The sequence below is a fragment of the Paraniabella aurantiaca genome, assembly GCF_050309965.1.
In the GTDB taxonomy this organism is placed as follows: Bacteria; Bacteroidota; Bacteroidia; order Chitinophagales; family Chitinophagaceae; genus Niabella.
The window spans coordinates 1,209,607-1,228,834 of record NZ_JBLOSY010000002.1 but is presented as its reverse complement, the minus strand read 5'-3'; the positions used below and the strand labels follow the sequence as shown (position 1 = coordinate 1,228,834).

12 protein-coding genes are annotated in these 19,228 nt (G+C 43.9%); 4 read left to right on the top strand and 8 right to left on the bottom strand.

Features of this window, described 5'->3' with window-relative positions; all coding sequences use genetic code 11:
* Positions 1–71: 71 nt before the first annotated feature.
* Positions 72–620, top strand: a complete 549-nt coding sequence (locus tag ACLOAU_RS19450; RefSeq protein ID WP_427863574.1) for an NADPH-dependent FMN reductase — start codon at positions 72–74, stop codon at positions 618–620.
* Here ACLOAU_RS19450 and ACLOAU_RS19445 read toward each other — a convergent pair whose 3' ends face one another.
* The 8 genes from ACLOAU_RS19445 to yddG form a co-directional block, all read right to left on the bottom strand.
* Positions 621–2,207, bottom strand: a complete 1,587-nt coding sequence (locus ACLOAU_RS19445) for an SdrD B-like domain-containing protein (RefSeq protein WP_427863573.1) — start codon at positions 2,205–2,207, stop codon at positions 621–623.
* 630 nt (positions 2,208–2,837) lie between these two features.
* Positions 2,838–3,497: a DNA-3-methyladenine glycosylase family protein gene (locus tag ACLOAU_RS19440; RefSeq protein ID WP_427863572.1), complete on the bottom strand. Its 660-nt coding sequence runs from the start codon at positions 3,495–3,497 to the stop codon at positions 2,838–2,840.
* Between the two features lie 10 nt (positions 3,498–3,507).
* Complete coding sequence (locus ACLOAU_RS19435) at positions 3,508–4,020, bottom strand: methylated-DNA--[protein]-cysteine S-methyltransferase (protein ID WP_427863571.1); 513 nt, start codon at positions 4,018–4,020, stop codon at positions 3,508–3,510.
* Positions 4,021–4,041: 21 nt separating this feature from the next.
* A complete protein-coding gene (locus ACLOAU_RS19430; RefSeq protein ID WP_427863570.1) occupies positions 4,042–6,564 on the bottom strand; it encodes a phosphocholine-specific phospholipase C in 2,523 nt (840 codons plus the stop codon).
* 185 nt (positions 6,565–6,749) lie between these two features.
* A complete protein-coding gene (locus ACLOAU_RS19425) occupies positions 6,750–9,035 on the bottom strand; it encodes an alpha-L-rhamnosidase-related protein (RefSeq protein ID WP_427863569.1) in 2,286 nt (761 codons plus the stop codon).
* Between the two features lie 294 nt (positions 9,036–9,329).
* Positions 9,330–10,406, bottom strand: a complete 1,077-nt coding sequence (locus ACLOAU_RS19420) for an SGNH/GDSL hydrolase family protein (protein ID WP_427863568.1) — start codon at positions 10,404–10,406, stop codon at positions 9,330–9,332.
* Positions 10,407–10,714: 308 nt separating this feature from the next.
* A complete protein-coding gene (locus tag ACLOAU_RS19415) occupies positions 10,715–14,089 on the bottom strand; it encodes a DEAD/DEAH box helicase (RefSeq protein ID WP_427863567.1) in 3,375 nt (1,124 codons plus the stop codon).
* 57 nt (positions 14,090–14,146) lie between these two features.
* The gene (gene yddG / locus ACLOAU_RS19410; protein WP_427863566.1) at positions 14,147–15,073 is read right to left on the bottom strand and encodes an aromatic amino acid DMT transporter YddG; all 927 of its coding nucleotides are present in this window, start codon (positions 15,071–15,073) and stop codon (positions 14,147–14,149) included.
* Positions 15,074–15,322: 249 nt separating this feature from the next.
* On the opposite strand from yddG, the gene ACLOAU_RS19405 reads away from it, so the two are divergent.
* From ACLOAU_RS19405 to ACLOAU_RS19395, 3 genes are all read left to right on the top strand, one after another.
* Entirely contained in the window at positions 15,323–16,777 is a 1,455-nt protein-coding gene (locus ACLOAU_RS19405; RefSeq protein WP_427863565.1) for a serine hydrolase, read from the top strand.
* 283 nt (positions 16,778–17,060) lie between these two features.
* On the top strand, positions 17,061–18,083 hold the full coding sequence (locus ACLOAU_RS19400; protein ID WP_427863564.1) for an LLM class flavin-dependent oxidoreductase: 1,023 nt from the start codon (positions 17,061–17,063) through the stop codon (positions 18,081–18,083).
* 13 nt (positions 18,084–18,096) lie between these two features.
* The gene (locus ACLOAU_RS19395) at positions 18,097–19,215 is read left to right on the top strand and encodes an NAD(P)-binding domain-containing protein (RefSeq protein ID WP_427863563.1); all 1,119 of its coding nucleotides are present in this window, start codon (positions 18,097–18,099) and stop codon (positions 19,213–19,215) included.
* Positions 19,216–19,228: the final 13 nt, after the last annotated feature.

Genomic DNA, 19,228 nt, shown 5'->3' with positions numbered 1-19,228 from the left:
TGGAGCCTGAAAATCCAATCATGGTTTCGTGATTACTGCAAATATTATGCTATCATCGTCAAATCCTGGTTTTGAAAAAATTTGAAATACTCGCAATTATTGGCAGCGCAAGCACATCCTCTTCGAACCAAAGACTGGTAGAAAATTTTGCAGCACAAGTGGAGGAGGATTTTAATATTTCCATTTTTAATGAGCTGAAAGAACTTCCTCATTTTGATCCTGTATTGTCTGTTGGCCAGGTGCCCGAAGCAGTTGTTCATTTCAGGCGAAAGATAGAACTGGCTGACGGAGTTATTATCTGTACACCCGAATATATCTTCAGTATCCCCAGCGGACTCAAAAACGCCTTGGAATGGTGTGTTGCAACTACTGTTTTTTCAGGTAAACCGTTGGGGATTATTACAGCTTCTGCCAATGGAGAAAAAGGACATGAAGAGCTTCAGTTGATCATGAAAACACTAATGGCTGCATTTAATGAAGACAGCACATTACTTATACAGGGAGTAAAAGGAAAAATTAACTCACAGGGAATACTAACGGATCCAACAACTGCTAATGAGTTTTCGGCATTTATACATGCTTACCGGCATCTAATCCGAAATTCCCACAACAAATACTAGTTAATCAATAGTTGCTTTTACCGTCTTACTGTATTTGAATTCCCCATTCTTATCCACTTGTTTAATACGTATAAAAACATCAGGGCTTCCGGAACCCGCCATATTTTCACTCTTACTACAGGCCCATAATCCTCCAATAAATATCAGTGCTATCAACATCCATTTCCTGTTTCTAAATCCGGCCATTGATATGAACGAAAATATTGCAAAGGTCATCCCTAATACAGCGGTAAGTTTTTCTGCAGCTATCTCGAGAAAATAATATAAACCGGTATCAGAATTACCATCAACAGACCGGGAAGTCACCATTCCCACAGCATGAAAGGTAACACCATTAGCAGACGCTTCCACTTCAAAACGGTCGTTATTTACTTCATGCAGGGTACTCCAGTTAATCAACAAGCGGCCCTGTGTCATTTTTGCGGTGATGGTTCCAAAATCCACTGGCAACGGCTGATTCAAAGAAAACCAGGTATTGGTTACCGGCTCATCGGCCACAGTCACTGCAATATTTTCATCAGTTTGGCTGTCGGATGCTGCTATAATAGAACTTCCATTAGGCACCGTCAGCCGAATAGTATAGTTACCCGGAGCCAGGTCTCCAAACAAATAATAGCCTGCGGGGTTCGTAGTGGTGGAACCGACTGCAGTACCGGCCGCATTGTAAATGGTTACGGTTGCCCCGGCATAACCTGGAGTCCCGGGCGTTGAGCCGCCAACATAAACAAAACCGCTGACAGACTGAAATACCCTGATCGTTTCGTCATTATAAGCACCTATAAAAGCCTGATCACTGTTTCCTGAAAGCTTATGCCAGAATTGGTGCACCTGGCTCATATTAGCACCGGATATACCAAAGTCAGCGAGGGAAAATGCCACCAGCCTCATATCCCTTGTTGCACTGCTGCTGACACTTGAGTTATACACCAATCCGGATGATTGTATATTGTAAAATTTATAGCGACCCACTCCCACTGACGCTACTGTATCAAAGTCCACAATGCGTTTTTGACCCAGCACATTCCCCGCAGCATCTACAAAATAAAATTCATCATTGATATCAGTAGCATAACTACCCATTTGCGTAATCAGGATTGCAGGCGCCGAAAAAGCGGAGGTATTCACCTGTACCGTGTATTTGCTTATTTTTCCGCTGGGGAGGTTATAAATTCCGGTGCCCAGGTTAAGTCCACGTACACCATCGGTAAGATAATATTCCATACTGGTATTAGCCGTGTTAATAGGATAATTAACCCCCACGCCTACAAAAGTACCGGAGACGGGTGCAGGCAGAGAGCTTACCGGCAACGACCTGAAGGTATTTTTAATTAATGAAGGCACCGCAGGTACAATAGCCTCTATACGGGCATCATCTACACCTGTTGTATAGGTGGCACCTTTCCAGGTAAATGCCAGCAGATCATGGCTATTGCCCGGCTGGTTGGCTGCCCCGGCAGAAGGGCCGCTACTATGCCAGTACCCGCTACCGTTATAATCAAAATTGGTGTATATACCCGATACCCGCTGTGCCCGAACACCCATCAGCGACAGGCAGGCTATTAATGCCAACAATAGTCTCTTGTTCATGAAGCCTTCTTAAAGTTGATAACGAATGAGAGCCACCATCTAAGCCGGTACCGGCTATTTTCTTGTTTAGATTAAGCTCTTTGATATGGATTTAGTACTCAACAAAGCCCCGAAAGAAATTATAGGTTGTTACCGGTAAACCGGTTCTCCCAGAATGCAAAACGAATTGTAAGCAGGAAAACCCGATATGCTCCTCGCACCAACCAGCCGCTAAAAATTCTGAGGTAGTTGAAAGAGGGTACCTTATCCATTATCAACCTGCAAGCTAAGAAGCAATAGTTTCCAGCCGGAGCGTTTTTCGATTAGCAGCTGAATATCTTCGATGAAAGCAACTATATAAAGGTTGAGCATTAACACAGGCCACACAACTGAAGGCTACTTTCAAGTGTAACGGCTGTCACCGTTCAGCCGCTTTTACATTTCCACTTTGCGTTATAGTAGCGATAGCATATCCACACTATATAATCGATCAACAGGAAACAATTTCAAATACAATTTGATTACAGACCTTTTTTAAAAGCTTTGCCAACATCCGGGCAAGGGCTTTGGGGGTCATAGCCATCATCGGTCAGCGTTATAGTTTTGGGTAATACGGTTTTACTATTTTTTAAATATATTCTAATCAAACCGCTATACTCTTTTTTTATTATTGGACAGATAGTAATGCCAGAGCATCATACTGGCTATTGTTCGAAACGGCTTCCAGGTTTCGCTGATTGCCAGTATAGCTTCCCTGATTGTTGAAAGATCCAGCTGCTTTAGTCGTTTTAATGCATTTACAGCGGCAAGATCGCCAACCGGGAAAACATCTGCCCGTTGAAGAGAAAACATCAGGTAAACATCAACAGTCCAGTTACCAATGCCTTTTAAAGAAACCAAGCTGTTGCGCACTTCTTCATCGGGCATGGCAGTGAAGGCGTTCAGATCGATCTCCTTATTTTTTATAGATAATGCCAATCCTCTTATATAGCCCATTTTCTGCCGACTGACAAAACAGGCTCTCATTTCTTCATCAGTAAGACCCAGTATAGATTCGGGGACTATGTTCCCTAACTTTTCTTTTAATTTATTTAATGCTGCGAGGGCGGAAGCCAGCGAAACCTGCTGCTCCAGGATAATATGCACCAACGACTCAAAACTATTTTCTCTTGTCCACATAGGAGGATAACCATGGGTATCCAATATGTGTTTCAAATCGGGGTCCATACCTGCCAACTGATCACATAGGTACTTATAATTCTTTTTATTAAAACCAGTTGTAACTGAAGTATTCCCTGCTTTCCTTTTCATGCGTGATATTCTAAAAAAGCGTTGGCATTTTATGGCCGTTTTCGATATCCAGTAAGATCGATTTATTTTCAAGGCCACCGGCAAAGCCAACCAGCTTGCCGGATGCGCCCACCACTCTATGACAGGGGACAATAATTGCAACCGGGTTTTTATTTAATGCACCACCTACTGCCCTCACCGCTTTAATGTCGCCCAATTGACGCGCAAGCGCTCCGTAAGTTTTTGTTGTTCCGTATGGAATATCCGATAACGCATTCCAAACGCGTAACTGGAACTCAGTTCCTTTCAGATCCAAAGGAATATTGAAAGCCTTTCTTTCTTTTGCAAAATATTCTTTGAGCTGTTGCCCGGCCTGCACCAATACCCGATCCTCATGATCCGGCACAGCTTCCGGCAACTTTGTTCCCGTATAATTTTCACCATCCCATAAAACGGCCATTAAACCCTTACCGGAAGCGATCAACCTGATCAAACCTACCGGAGACATAACATCTTTATATACGATGCGTTGGTTCGTTTCCATTTTTTATTTTTGTTATTTCGGTCAGGCGGGGTTACCCATAGCCGGGTCTGTAATACTTTCTTCACCGGTTTCCACATGTCCCGCAAACCGGTAAGCGATCGTATTATTATTTTTTAGCCTGACCGTAAAATCATACCAATTAGCAGATTTTTTAAGATTCAACAGGACCGTTTTGTTCTTTTGATTTGCCGCTACAAGCGGATAGATGGTGGGGTTACCATAAGCATTATCAATAATTTCCAGCTCCACATCCTGTTGCTCCTTATTAGAAAAATGCAGTTCTACATTACCGGTTATTTTCCTGGTCTTTTCGTATCGGCAAAGTACTTCCACACCCGGTGTATTATGATCACCTATAAATTCACGATAAAATCCATTAGGCCCGTAAACGCGTAAGTGATATCCCTTGTTCTCAAAACCATCCAGAGGCCATTGTTCGGTAGTTTGAAACCCGGCCGCAAGCGTATAATTCCAGGACCGGTTGAGCTCGAAGACATCTTTATTCTTTAAAGCTTTATGGCTGCCTATGGCATACACCTTAAATGGCGCACCTGAGGCCTGCACGCCAAACTGATCTTTAGATGCCTCCAAATGCAGCTCAAAACTTCCTTTATTTTTATTATATGCACCATTTACATAAAGCTCGTAAGGTACCGCACAGGCCTTACGGGTGCCCCGCTCCTGCTGAGGCAACAATTGCTTCAACTGGCCTCCCTGCAAAGCTTCTACTGTTATCTTTTGATACCCTGTTGGCTCTGGTGTAAACTTTGCATTGTAAATTTTTTCAATCTGCGCATTGCGGCCTACCAGGTCTTTTTTTATATCGGGGTTGGGTGAAAACCGGTCGAAGGCGGCTGTTAAATTACCACTAATGGCGCGTCGCCAGGGATTGATATTATTAAAACGTATATTCTTCTTGAATTTCCGATTGCAAAAGGTTTCCAGGAACTGTAAGGTTGAAGTATGCTCAAAAAGCTGGGAACAAACTTTACCGCCCCGGGTCCAGGGCGAAGCAATGATCATAGGCACCCTGAAACCCAGTCCTACAGCGCCTTCCCGCGCCTGGCTCGCCGGGATGCCCTGCTTTACTTCATTATCAAAACGCACATGCTCTATTTCCGTATCCATCTCCGGTACACATTTACCGGTACCGGGCAATTTATTATCAGAGATAGAAAAAGGCGGCACATGATCGAAATACCCGTCGTTTTCATCATAGGTGATAATGAAGATGGTCTTCTGCCAAACCTCGGGATTCTTGGTTAAAATATCCATAATCTCCGAAAGATACCAGGCTCCATACCAGGGCGCACTGGGATGATCGGAGAACTTCTGCGGTCCGGCCAGCCATGATACAGTGGGCAACTTACCTTCATTAACATCCTTCCTGAACTGGTAAAATATATCGCCGGCAGGCACTTCTACTTTTCGCTGCTGCCCTTGTTCTTCAAAAGACAATTCGTCCAGCTTACGATAGCCCGGATCACCGGAGTTGGTTACAAATGCATTTTGAAAAAGTTCCTTTTCTTTAGCGGATAATTTTTCATACTGGGCCTGGTTCCATTTAGCCAGCTCAGCGCGTGCATTATCCAATGCCTTTTGTTTATTCCTGATCGCCGCAAGGTTCTTCTCTTCATCCATTTCACCAGGACTAGCCTGTTGCAACTTGTCTATTTCGCCAGGCAAAGTGTCTACCTGGTTTTGAAGACTCTGAATATATTTTGGCGCGAACTTCACATTATAAGCTGCAAAGAATTCTAACAGGTTACAACCGAAATTAGCCAGCCAGGACCGTTCTTCTCCCTTAAAGCCGCCACCGGTTGATATTTCATTCTGGTAAAATTTCCAGCTAACATCATTTTTTGAAAGTAATTCGGGAAAGCTATCCCAACGCATTTTAGCCGCTCCGTAATCGGTATTCCGGATATTAGCTTTTACAAGTCCCTCTTCCTCACTCATGATATTGGCCGTCCAGAAAAAAGACCGGTTAGGCGTGGTGCTGGTCATTACCGAACAGAAATTCTGATCACAAATTGTAAAAGCATCTGCCAGCGCATAATAAAACGGAAGATCCTCGCGCGTGTAATGCCCGAGGGTTAAAGGCATAGAAGCATACTTCTTATTACCCGATTTTTTGGCAAGCAGCCACTGATCATATTTTCCTGAATTGTAAGCATCTACCTGGCTTGCACGCGAATGTGGGAGATCTCCCATCCAGGTGATTTTAGATTTTTTTATATCCAGGCGAAAGGGTGCATAAGTATCGCCTTTCTCATCAGTTTGCAGCCATACCGGGTTTTTATTGGGAAGCGTAATAGCCCTGGGATCGTTAAAACCCCGTACCCCCTGCAGCGTTCCATAACTATGATCAAAAGAGCGGTTCTCCTGCATTAGGATAACTATATGTTCTGCATCCAGGAAAGTGCTGCCTTCTTTAGGATCGATTCCCATAGCAGCTTTAATCGAATCGGGCATAAAGCCAGACACACCCGCAGCCCCGGAAAGCAGCATTGCTTTTTTGAGAAAATCTCTTCTGTTGTTCATTGTTTGGATTTTAGAGACGCTTACAGTAGTTAAATGTATGACTTTTTAGAGACCAATAAAACAGCTATAGGTTTAAAGCGGGCAACTATTATCTATATTAAATTTTTGAAAACAGAGTACAAAAGCTATCTCATGAAAATCAAATCGTTTCAAAGTTCATACTTTGTTAATATTGTAGCTCAGGGCTATCGTTCTAGATTTTTAACACTGATGATATGGCGACCCGAGCCGGCATGAACAATAGCAAACCCCTCCTGCCTTGTAAATTTTTGCTCTTTCCCATCCAGCAATAAGCGGGCTTTTTTAAATGTGCAGGGCAACCATACTTCGGCTGTTGTATTAACAGGAATGACCACTTCTAGGGAAAAACCTTCACCAGGCTGATTAACAAACGATGCATTAATATCTCCGCGTATGGTAGGCACTTTAATGCCTGCTTCCCTGACACTGGCGGGTTGCGGTCTGATCCGTATTTTAGAAAAGCCTGGTTCCAAAGGTTCTATCCCGAAAAATTTCCGTGGTATCAGATGTGCGGGCACAGCGCCCCAGGCATGATTCCAATCCTGGTTGGGTTTGTATTTATTATCCCATGCTTCCAGCGCAACAGTTGATCCTACCCTCAACATATTATACCAGCTTCTCTCTTTGGTGGAAGCCAATAGCTCCAATCCATAAGCGGCATCATTAGCATTATATATAGCCTCCAGCAGAAAATGAGAGCCATAGACACTGCAGGCCATTTTCCTGGATTTTATAAAACCGGAAACCGCCTGCCTGTTCTTCTCAGGTACCATACCAAATGCCATTGGGAACATATTCGCGTGCAATGAACTATGATCCGTGTTAATACCATCTTTATAGATGCCTGTTTTGGTATTTAGCAAAAGCGCATTAAATTGTTTCTTTACTTTTTCTGCCTCGGCTCCGTAAAACTGCTGATCGGTGGTATTTCCTAATACCCCCGCTATCCGGCTCATCAATTGTAAAGCTTCATAATGATAGGCATTCACCACTGTATTATAAGTAGTCATCACATATCCATCAGACTCGCCGGCTTCCTGTTTTTCGGCTCCCACTACACCTGTTTGCGGCCAGTCAACAATATCCCTGAAATTCTTTCCCCTGAAATGAATGCTTTTATAAAAATCCGCACTCAACTTCCCGGTTCTTGATGATATCAATCCATTGGTCTCTTTCAGCGCCATTAGTGTTTTAGCCTTCAGATCATCGTAATATTGAGCAATAGATTGCCGGTTGCCGGTATGCATATAATCTGCCCAGGCCATCATCAAGGTTTGCAGATTCCACTCTGTTGGCCAGGTGGCATTGTAAATCAGGTACTCATTAGAATGGCGAGCCATCGAAAACTCGCGGTCTGAGTAATAGTGTCCTAGTTGATTGATCAATGCATCTGCTTCATAAGGAATGCGCTCCCGGTCGCCGTCTATATAGGTTCCTAAAAATGAAGTTGCTTTCATAGAATATTTACAAAGCTCCCATACCTTGTTTAAAACCGAGTCGGAAGAGTGAAATGCAGCAGCGTTATCGTTAAAGGGATAATGAACGCTTTGTCTCACTATATCCCTGTCATTGATTGGACCGGGATAGTTCTCCAGTTCGCAGTAACGGAAAGGATATACTTCCCCGATATAACCCGGCATCAACACCGGGTCCACACCGCTTTCATTACCCTTAGGCTTGGTATTTCTTTCGTCTGGCCTGAACTTGATGGTGTAGGTATGCCTACCCGCCATCAACGGCAATTGGTATACGGCATAACGGATAGTACCTCCTGGTTTACGATCAACTTTTGAGCCATTGCTGCGCTCACCCAAATGAACCATTACCGTATCCGTTCCGGTTAAGGAATTGAGCGTTAGCTTTAGCTTACCAAATGCCGCTTTACCAAAATCTACAAAAGCAGCTGTCTGTACATCCTGTAACAATTTTACCGGGTATTCATCCGTTATCTGCAGTGGATAAGTGGCTGTTTTGCCATCCAGCACTGGCGCTGTCATAAAGCTTTTTATGGGAGAAAAGGCACTCTCCTTTCCGTGGTTGTCCCATACCTGCACTTTCCAGTAGTATACTTTCGAAGGTTGTAATGCTGTACCTGTATAAGGCACTGCAACGGAATTATTACTTTCCGTTTTCCGGCTGTCCCATACGTCAGCTTCATTCTTCGTCAATTGCTCGATGCCAGACGCCATTAATATGCGATAAGCTGTTTGTACCGTATTAGGCACTTCGCTGTTCATTACCCAACCCAGGTAAGGTTGCGCATTCCTTATAACCGGAACCTGGTAGCGCTCAATAGCCGTTCGCGTTTCAGGCAATGAGAGCGTGGTAAGATAGCCGTCTAAAAAAACTCTGTCTGTATGTTCCAGCAGATCGGTGGTCAGGTGCGAAGGAGGCTGGGCATTGCCCGAATGGGTTATTACTAAAGCGATCAACAAAAAGAACCTGTACATATATGACAATGGTATAATAGTGAGCAATCAAACCGGGTAGCGATATTGAAGCATTCAACCATATCACCCCTGCTAACAAAAATATCCATTAATTATATACAACTGTCCTGCAGTGTCGGTTGGCAATAACAATGCCTGCCTGTTCGGTCTACCAGGTAATGATCACGTCTGCCAATACCGGCAGTTGGTCATGGTCGTTTAAGGTGGTGTGAGGCGCCGAAACATTCATGATCTTAATGATCGAATGCTGCTACATAAAATGTTTGCTTTGCCATGATCATTGAAATCGTACTATTATTGAAGTATTTTAGCCATTTCCGGTTTGATCACCTGCAGCATGCGGTCAAATCCCAGGTCATTAGGATGAACGCCATCCGTTGTACCTTCATGATCCCGGCCTAAGAGCTCATCACCCTTGATGAGGTATAGATTTTTAACACCTTCTTTTTTGAGCTTTTCGAATTCAACCCTTATGTTTTCATTTTTTAACCGAACTACCCGGTTGATCACCGAGTCAAAATTACCGCTTTCACGCGGACCTGTTTGTACCAGTATAATCGGTGCCACAGGATGCGCTGCCCTGATAGCCTTTACCATATATGCCGTTCGTTGTGTTATCTCCTCCGGGCTGGGATTAGCGAAACAATCCATTACAAAAGCATCAGCCTGGATGGTAGCCACCATATCAGCCACTAGCTTTTCCATTTTACCGTTTCCGCTTAAACCCAGGTTGATAAAGTTAATACCCATATCTCTTGAAAGCCTTGCCGGATAAGCCATTCCGGGCCTGCTGGCAGATGCACCCTGTGTAATACTGGAGCCATACAAAGCCACCGTTTTCTTAGCAAATGGATTTTCGCCGGCGGTGATGTGGTAACCGCTATCAATACCTATCGACAAATTTGCTACCTTATCGTATAAGGGCAGATAGAGTAAACATTCTTTTTCTCCCTCATTCATATGCTGTACCATTACATATTCATTGCAGGTTCCCTCGGGGCGCGCCACTCCCGCAAATTCCCAAACACCATTACGCTTAATATACAGGTCAAGACCTTTATTCATGATCAGTGTCATATTATTCCCGGGTTTGGAATCCGTTACACACCATTTGGCTGCAATACGCGGACTGTTGGTTTTAAAGCTGATCACCAGTCCGGCTGAATGGGTCAGCAATCTTTTAATTACTGAGGGAAAGGCGCGATAGCGTGCCGTATCAATACGATGATAACTTTTGGACAAAGGAAAAGCCTGCCCGATCAGGTTCAGATCGAAACCATCCGTATACACTAAAGAAGGTTGAGCCGGTTGCTGCGCCTGCAACCCATTAAAAACACCAATAAATGCCAATATGGTCCATATTTTTTTCATACCTAAAAATATTAAATCGATTTATATATTCCCATCTTTAATTACTCATTAGTCTTATAGACGGACCTGGTTTACGGACAGGGAATCCCTGGCCACAGTTCCCAGCAGATCAACATAATCCAGGTAAATCTTAGCCGAACAAAGCGGTCGCCATTCTTTATTGCAGTGATACTGTTCAAACCGGCGCAAAAATAGAAAATCAGGTCGCCTTGCTTTGCCGGACTTCATGGATAATAATTTTTAATATGGCGTGTATATCGTTATTAAACCGGGGTACGATACAAATTTCACCGCTCACTCTTTTACATTTATAAAACATCCAGCAACTCCTTTTTGGACAAGCTGTTGAAAAAGGAGGCATCCGCTCTTACCAGGTCCCGGGTAAGTTTATTTTTTTTCTTTTGCAGGTTAACGATCTTTTCTTCAATGGTATTTAAGCAAATCAACCTCACTGCTACCACATTTTTGCTTTGCCCAATGCGATGCGATCTGTCAATAGCCTGGTTCTCTGCAGCAGGATTCCACCAGGGATCAACCAGGTATACGTAATCGGCAGCAGTAAGGTTTAAACCTACCCCACCCGCTTTCAGGCTTACCAGGAACACCCTCACTGCTTCATTGGTTTGAAAATGATGAACCCTGGTACCCCTGTCCTTTGTTTGCCCTGTGAGGTACTCAAAAGGGATATTTTTCTCTTCCAGTTTCGCCTTTACCAGGTCGAGCATGCCCACAAACTGTGAAAAAACCAGAATTTTATGTGCGCCGGATTTATTCTCGAGCTGCTCCATCAATAGTTCGAGCTTAACGGCGTTATCGCCTGAATATCCTTCTTTAATAAGTACCGGTGAATTACAGATCTGCCTTAGCCTTGTTAAGCCTTTCAACACATGCATGCTGCTTTTATGTAGTTCATCCTCATCAACAGCGGCAATAAATTCCCGAAGCTCGCGCTCGTAGCTATCATACACTTTACGCTGTTCGGCGTTCATCTCACAATAGATCACCATTTCCGTTTTCTCCGGTAATTCCCTGGCCACCTGCTGCTTGGTTCGGCGCAATATGAAGGGCTTCACCTTTTGCTGAAGCTCGCCGGCACGCCTGATAGATTCATACCGGTCAATAGGTATGGAATAGATATCCCTGAAGTATTGCTTGCTCCCCAGCAATCCAGGGCAGGCAAAAGAAAGCTGGCCGTACAAGTCGAAGGTATTATTTTCAACAAGTGTACCCGTTAATACTATCCTGTTTTGGGATTGCAGTTGTACAGCCGCTTTATGGCGTTCGGAGTCGGGGTTTTTAATGGCCTGCGACTCATCGAGGAAAACATAATTGAACCGGAATGTCTTTAGAAAACGGATATCAGATACTACCATTCCATAGCTGGTCAGCACTACGTCGTATTGCGAAAAAGATTCGACTTGCTTCTGCCTGCCGGCGCCATGATGCACCATTACTTTTAAAGAAGGTGCAAATCTTTCCAACTCATCCTGCCAGTTAAACAACAATGAAGTAGGCGCTACTACCAGGTTGGTAACCTGCCCGCGTTTCTGCTGCTGCAATAATATGAATGCGATAACCTGCAAGGTCTTACCCAGTCCCATATCATCGGCCAGGCAACCGCCAAAGTTCAGCTCATCGAGCCAACTCAACCAATTTAAGCCCTGGTGCTGATAGTCTCTCAACACTGCCTCCAAACCTTCGGGGACGGCCACTTCAGGAATATAATGATTCTCTACAAACCGTTTCTCATAATCAGCGATCTCCCGCTGCACTTCTTCACTCAATGCCTCGTTTTCAAACAAATTCTTTACTGTTTCAAAATTAGCTTTGGCAATTTTTAACAGCTCACCTTCCATATCGCCGGCCTGGAAATAACGGGTAAATTTCTCTACCCATTCAGTGGGCAGAATACCCCTGGTCCCATCATCCAGTTGTACGAATTTGCTTTTGTTGCGGATAGCCCTGTGTACCTGTTTTAGTGTGGCCTGGCTTTTTCCAAAATTCAGTTTTATCCGTGCGTTAAACCAATCGGTGCCACTGACGACCCTGATGGTTATCCGTGCTTTGTTGGGATTTAGCTTATTATTTTTGATACCATTAAAGCCCAATATCGTAATGCCTTCATTCCTCCAGGCCTCAAAGGCATTCAGAAACCAGTTATCGTCTAAAAGCTGGTTCTTATGTAAATAAAAATATTCATGCTCATTTACCTGTTCTTCAAAATCAGGATGCTGTTGCATAATCAGCGAAGTGAACTGCAGCTCTGCAGAAAGGTCTCTTTCTATCCTGAAAGCATTTCCATTCTGATCCGTCCCCAATACCTGCCTGCGGGAATATACCGGTACTTCTGCCGATCCGTATTTTAGTACCGGGCTAATGGCAATAAAGTTGCCTTCCTGGCGCAGGTAAATGATCCTTTCGATTTTAAAATCCTGTTCGGCTAATTGCGCCGGTGTTGCGGTATGAATATAACTGTAGTTGATCTGCACCAGCGATTCTAACGGAGACAAAACCGACTGCAGAAATGATTCATATTGTGACGCATGGATCAGTAAAACCTCATTATTGGACTTGAAAAATTTTATCACCCGATGCATATCAGGGTTGTTGATCAAATAAAAAACCTGCCGGTGATCGATGAAATAGTCATTCCTGATCACCAGGTCTTTAAAAGGCAAAGCAATATGTTCAAATAACAGCTCCCCTGCTATTTCATAGAAGGGTTCTTTTTGAAAGACCGTGAGTTTTATTTCCGGCTTTAAGATATTCAGCGCAACCCGGCGCAGGGACCTGGCCGAAATATTTTCAGCAATATCCCTGTCGTGGTAATAGGTCTCCAGTTTTAAAGGATTGCTGACTACCTGTCTCAATGCTTCCAGCTCCTTATCGATCTGATCTGCCTCATATTTATTTTGAAAAGCTGCAATAGCCGTATAAAATTTAATAACAGCCGCATCGTCCGATTTCCAGGCCAGTTGCATGGGGTCGATGGCAGTCAGCGGATTTTTGATGGTTCCTGCCCTGGTGCGATCTGCGTCCATCAGTATAAAGTTCAGCTGGTTGTAATAGCGATGCCTGCCAATCACCAGCAATGGCTCCGGCCTTATCTCCCTTGCAGCCAGTTCATTTAAAACGGATCGGGCTTCCGGGACCAACTCTTTTTGAAAGACCTGGTTGTCGATTTTCAGAAGGCCGGTCATTTTCGGTTTGATATCGATCTGGCTTCCGTTGTAATGTAAATGGAAATAGATATCCAGGTTGGGCTCTTTATCAAGACCATATTCTTTAGCGGTTGCCGCTAAAACCGAATACCGTAAAGGGCTGTCAAAAAAAATACGAAAAGTCCTTTGCTCCAGTACACAATGGATCACTTCAGCCTGGTGCCCGCACATCTTGCCTGATTGATTATTGCAGGAACAGGACGTATGAATAGAGTCATTTAACTGGCTTAAGGTAACCTCAGGAAACCCGGCAGTCAGCGCCCGTTTGGTAAAGATGCCCGTATTTACCTCAATCGCTATCGGATAGATATCTTTAAAATCCTGTTGTTCTATAAAACCCGCACCGCTGGTATGCTTTAGGAGGTCATATACAGACAGTGTACTAATAGTTGTACCGGATAAGATATATTCGTTCACCAAACTCATGATCAATTGCCCGTTATGCAAATTATACTGTGGCACAAATGTCTGCAAAACATGCAAAAAAACTTCAGAAAATCAAATGAAGAAAAACAGCGATTAATGACCTCCACTTGAAACGGGCCCTGGTACAGCATTTGCGCGCACCCTTGTTGCCAGCCAGCAAAGAACGGAGCCTCCGCAAACCATTAGGGCGCCCTGCCAGAAAGAAAAGCCCAGTGGCGCTGCCAAAAGTAACGAGGATAGTGCAGCAGATAAAACAGGAATAAAATAAGATGCCCCGGTTAACATGGTTACATTACCGCCCAGTATACCCACATTCCAGGCGGCATAGCCAAATCCCATAGCACAGGCGGCTAACACCAGGTAAACAACAGATGACACTGAAAAATGCATACCGGCAGGGTCTCCGGTAATGAAATACTTAATCCATAATGCAACAGCCACCAATATAAAGAACAAGGTAATACCGTTTACACCTTTAGCCATACGCACCGTAATCACACAATAAGCAGCCCATAGTATAGCGCCCACGAAAGCCAGGCCATAACTCAATGGGTTAGTCCGAACGTTACCAAGCATTTCCCGTACATTCAACCCTTCATCACCACCCAGCACCACAACAACGCCCAACATAGAAACAATGATGCCCGGAACAATCAGCCAGCTAGCCTTTTTCTTCGTAAAAAGAATAGTGGCCACCATGGTAAAGCTGGGCCAGAGATAATTAACCATGCCTACTTCGATGGCCTGTTTACTACTTTGAGAATAGCCAATGGACAAGGCTAAACATAGTTCGTATGACACCATGAGCAAGCCTCCATATATCAAGTATTTTTTAGGAAATTTCTTAAGCGGTATCCTTTTTACCGTAAACAACAAAAACAGGGACGCTACAGTATAAATAAGGGCAGCGCCTCCGGTTGCGCCGAAAGAATGGCTTACTTCTTTAATAAGCCCGACAATAGAACTCCACAATAAAATAGCACAAAACCCGATAGCCGTTGCCTTTGTGTACTGATTCATTCCCAAAAACTCTTATAATTATTCAGCGAAAGTAATAAAAGCCAATAGGTAATGGTCAACAACACATTAATTTCACAGGCTAATGCTATTTAATACATTCGCTTTTGCGTAAAAGAGATCTCAAGCTACTTCTTTCACCGTTAAAAGATCACAACTGGCAGGGCATTTAGTGCCTTTCACCTTTTTAGTTTAGGAACACGGGCTTATTTAGTCTAACTTTTTAGGGTTTAAACCAATCGTTCCTGTTGTATGAAACAATATATCTTCCTTACCCTGTTATTAGCTGGCTTCATACCTGTATTTGGCCAATTACCTGGCAGTCAGATCTCACAAATTCTTAAGGAAGCTGTTAACAGTAAAAGAAGTAAAAGTATAATCGTAGGCATTATTGATTCAGCCGGCAGGCGCGTCTATAGCGAAGGGGTGCTTAGTGATCAAAACCCGGCAAAGCCCAACGCCAACACCATTTACGAAATCGGCTCCATCACTAAGGTTTTTACATCACTTGTATTAGCTGATATGAGCCTGAAAGGAAAGCTCAGCCTAGAAGATCCCCTTTCTAAGTTCTTACCTGCTTCCATTAAAGTTCCTGTTCGAAACGGGAAAGAAATAACCCTTCTTAATTTATCCACCCACACTTCCACTTTCCCAAGATTCCCGTTTAATACAGATCCAAAAAACATTGACGATCGCTATGGCGATTATAGCAACAACAAATTGTATGAATACCTGGCAGCTTACCAGCCGGATATGGATTTCGGAGCCAGGTGGAGATACTCCAATACTGCCTATGGATTATTAGGAAATATATTGACCAGGGTTGCAGGAGTAAAAAATTACGAACAACTGGTTATTGATAGCATTTGCAATCCTTTAAAAATGAGCAGCACCGTTATTTCGCTGACGCCGGCCCTATTGAAAAACACGGCTATTGGTCATTCTGAATGGGGTGAACCAGTGGGGTTTCTAAATCTTTCGGCATTAGATGGCGCGGGCGCGTTCCGTTCGAATGTAAATGACCTGCTCACTTTTGCTGCAGCCAACCTGGGCTGGGTAGCATCTGACTTATATCCTGCAATGGAACTAACCCATGAAAGCCGGATACAAAAAGAAGCCGGAGGTATCGATTATGCTACTATGGGATGGACACTACGGCAGAATGGCGGAAGAAATATTGTTTTTAAAGACGGAGGAACGCCAGGTTACCAGACCTTCATTGGTATAGACAAAGTAAAAAAATTTGCGGTAGTAGTGCTCTCCAATTCTAATAATGGGGTAACCGATATCGGCACGCATATTATCGATCCTGATTCTAAAATCAATACTTATCAATATCCCTGGAATTTATTAGACACCATCAAACAAACGTTAAAAAACTATGGGATAGATGAAGCCATCCGTTTGTACCAGCAATTAAAATTGAATAAAAGCAGCAATCTGTTGTTTGACGAAAACCAGCTAAACAATTTGGGTATTGAATTAAGAAGAAATAAAAAGATAGCAGCCGCCCTGAAAATATTTGAGCTAAACGCAACCGAGTATCCTAATTCAGTAGTAGCATACGAAAGTCTTGGAGAAACCTATAAAAGAAACGGCAATCGGCAAAAAGCTATCACCAATTTTGAAAAAGCCAGGCAATTGGATCCTAAAAATCTGCACTGGGATTATGTTTTGAACAGCTTGCTCGCTAATAAGCTGCAGTAAGGATAAAGTAATAATAAACAGGTATCAAAATTATTATTACATATAGTTTACCCTCCCCTCCAGCCATTGGGGACACTGGCCAGAGCTATGCTGAGGTTTTTGTCTCACAAACCAGTCGGATGCATTCAATAAAATTGATGCCGGTTTGTTATAACGGCCACTTCAATGTTGTGTTTAAACTTTACTGCCACCACTTTGTTATTTTATAACTTTGGAATTGATCTGCGAACTTTATAAAAGGCGATGCATGCATATCGGCATGGCATCCCGGAAGGAATAATAAATGAAAAAAATAGGCTTTTTATCTTTTGGGCACTGGGCCAATCACCCGGCCTATAGCACTAAAACAGCGAGCGACACTTTGTTGCAGTCTATCGATTTAGCTGTAGCAGCTGAAGAACTGGGTATGGATGGCGCTTATTTCAGGGTGCACCATTTTGCTAAACAGCTGGCATCTCCTTTTCCTTTACTGGCAGCTATTGGCGCAAAGACCAGTAAAATAGAAATAGGTACCGGTGTTATCGACATGCGCTATGAGAATCCGCTGTATATGGTTGAAGATGCCGGTGCCGCCGATTTAATATCCGGAGGCCGACTGCAACTGGGCATCAGCAGAGGCTCGCCCGAGCAGGTCATTGACGGATGGCGTTACTTTGGTTACGAACCAGCCGAAGGAGAAACCGATGCAGATATGGGGCGGCGCAAAGGTTTGGAGTTTTTTAAGAAATTGAAAGGTGAAGGATTTGCGGAACCCAATCCCAACCCAATGTTTCCTAATCCTCCGGGACTACTACCGCTGGAGCCTTTTTCTTTGGGCCTCCAGGATCGTATCTGGTGGGGCTCCGGCTCTGATTCGACGGCTATCTGGGCAGGTAAAGTAGGCATGAACCTGCAGAGCTCCACCCTTAAATTTGACGAAAGCGGTAAACCTTTTCATATACAACAGGCAGAACAGATCAGGTTATTCAGACAGGCGTGGAAAGAAGCGGGACATGAGCGGGAGCCCAGGGTATCGGTAAGCCGGTCTGTTTTCGCTATCGTTAATGACCTGGACCGCCGCTATTTTGGTCATGAAGCGGAGAGAACTGACAAGATCGGTTTTATAGAAGCAGACAAGCGTGCGATTTTCGGGAGAAGCTATGCAGCCGAGCCTGATCAGCTCATCAAGGAATTAGCCAAAGATGAAGCGATACAGGAAGCAGATACGGTTTTATTAACCATCCCCAATACCTTAGGCGTAGACTATAATGTGCATGTGCTTTCTTCGATATTGGAGCATGTAGCCCCTGGCCTGGGATGGCGTTAAACAGAGCGTTACGATGGTTCATACAATCCGCTACAAAACAAAAATAGTGATTATAGGCGCCGGGCAGGCAGGGCTGTCCGCGGCCTATCATCTTAAAAAACTTGGGCTGGAAATAGGTCCTGACTTTATCATTCTTGATGAAGCGCCACAAGCTGGTGGAGCCTGGCAATACCGCTGGCCTTCACTGACATTAAGTACAGTAAACAGAATTCATGATTTGCCCGGTATGTCTTTTGAAAAAACAATCGACACCCATGAAAAAGAAGTACAGGCCAGTATAGCCGTACCGCGTTATTATGACCTGTATGAAAAGCAAATGGGCATCAATGTTTACCGGCCTGTAAAGGTGAACCATGTTTACCTGCATAAAGAAAGATTTTATATCGATTCTGCCCGCACGTTATTTTCTGCATCAGGTATTATTAATGCCACCGGTACCTGGGAAAATCCTTACATACCCGAATACCCGGGAGCCGCAGATTTTAAAGGCGAACAACTACACACCAAAGACTTTAAAACAGCAGATGACTTTAAAGGCAAACATGTAATTGTAGTAGGTGCCGGTATTTCTGCGATTCAATTGCTCGACCAGATCTCTAAAGTAACTACCACCACTTGGGTTACCCGCCGGCCACCCACATTCAGGGAAGGACCTTTCGACGATATGGCAGGTCATAATGCGGTAGCAATGGTCGAAGAGAGGGTTAGAAAAGGTTTACTACCCTTATCCGTTGTTTCCGTAACGGGTCTGCCTGTTTCAGCTGAAGTCGTTAACATGAGGGAAAGAGGCGTTTTACAACGTTTTCCTATGTTTAGTGAAATAACCGGCAACGGTGTAAAATGGGCAGATGGAACAGAACAAAAGGCAGATGTTATTTTATGGAACACCGGTTTTAAAAGTGCCCTGGACCATTTAAAACCCATCTTACCAAGAGAAGAAGCTGGGGGCATCCTCATGGGAGGCAGACTGGCTACCATGGTTGTTAAAGATCCCCGTATTCACCTGGTGGGCTACGGGCCTTCGGCATCCACCATTGGCGCCAACCGGGCCGGTGCAGCAGCTGCCAGGGAACTAATGAACACGTTAGGAATCAGTCCCCGAGAAGAGCGTGGTATTTCAGCCAAATCGTAAATGCCCTTTTCAA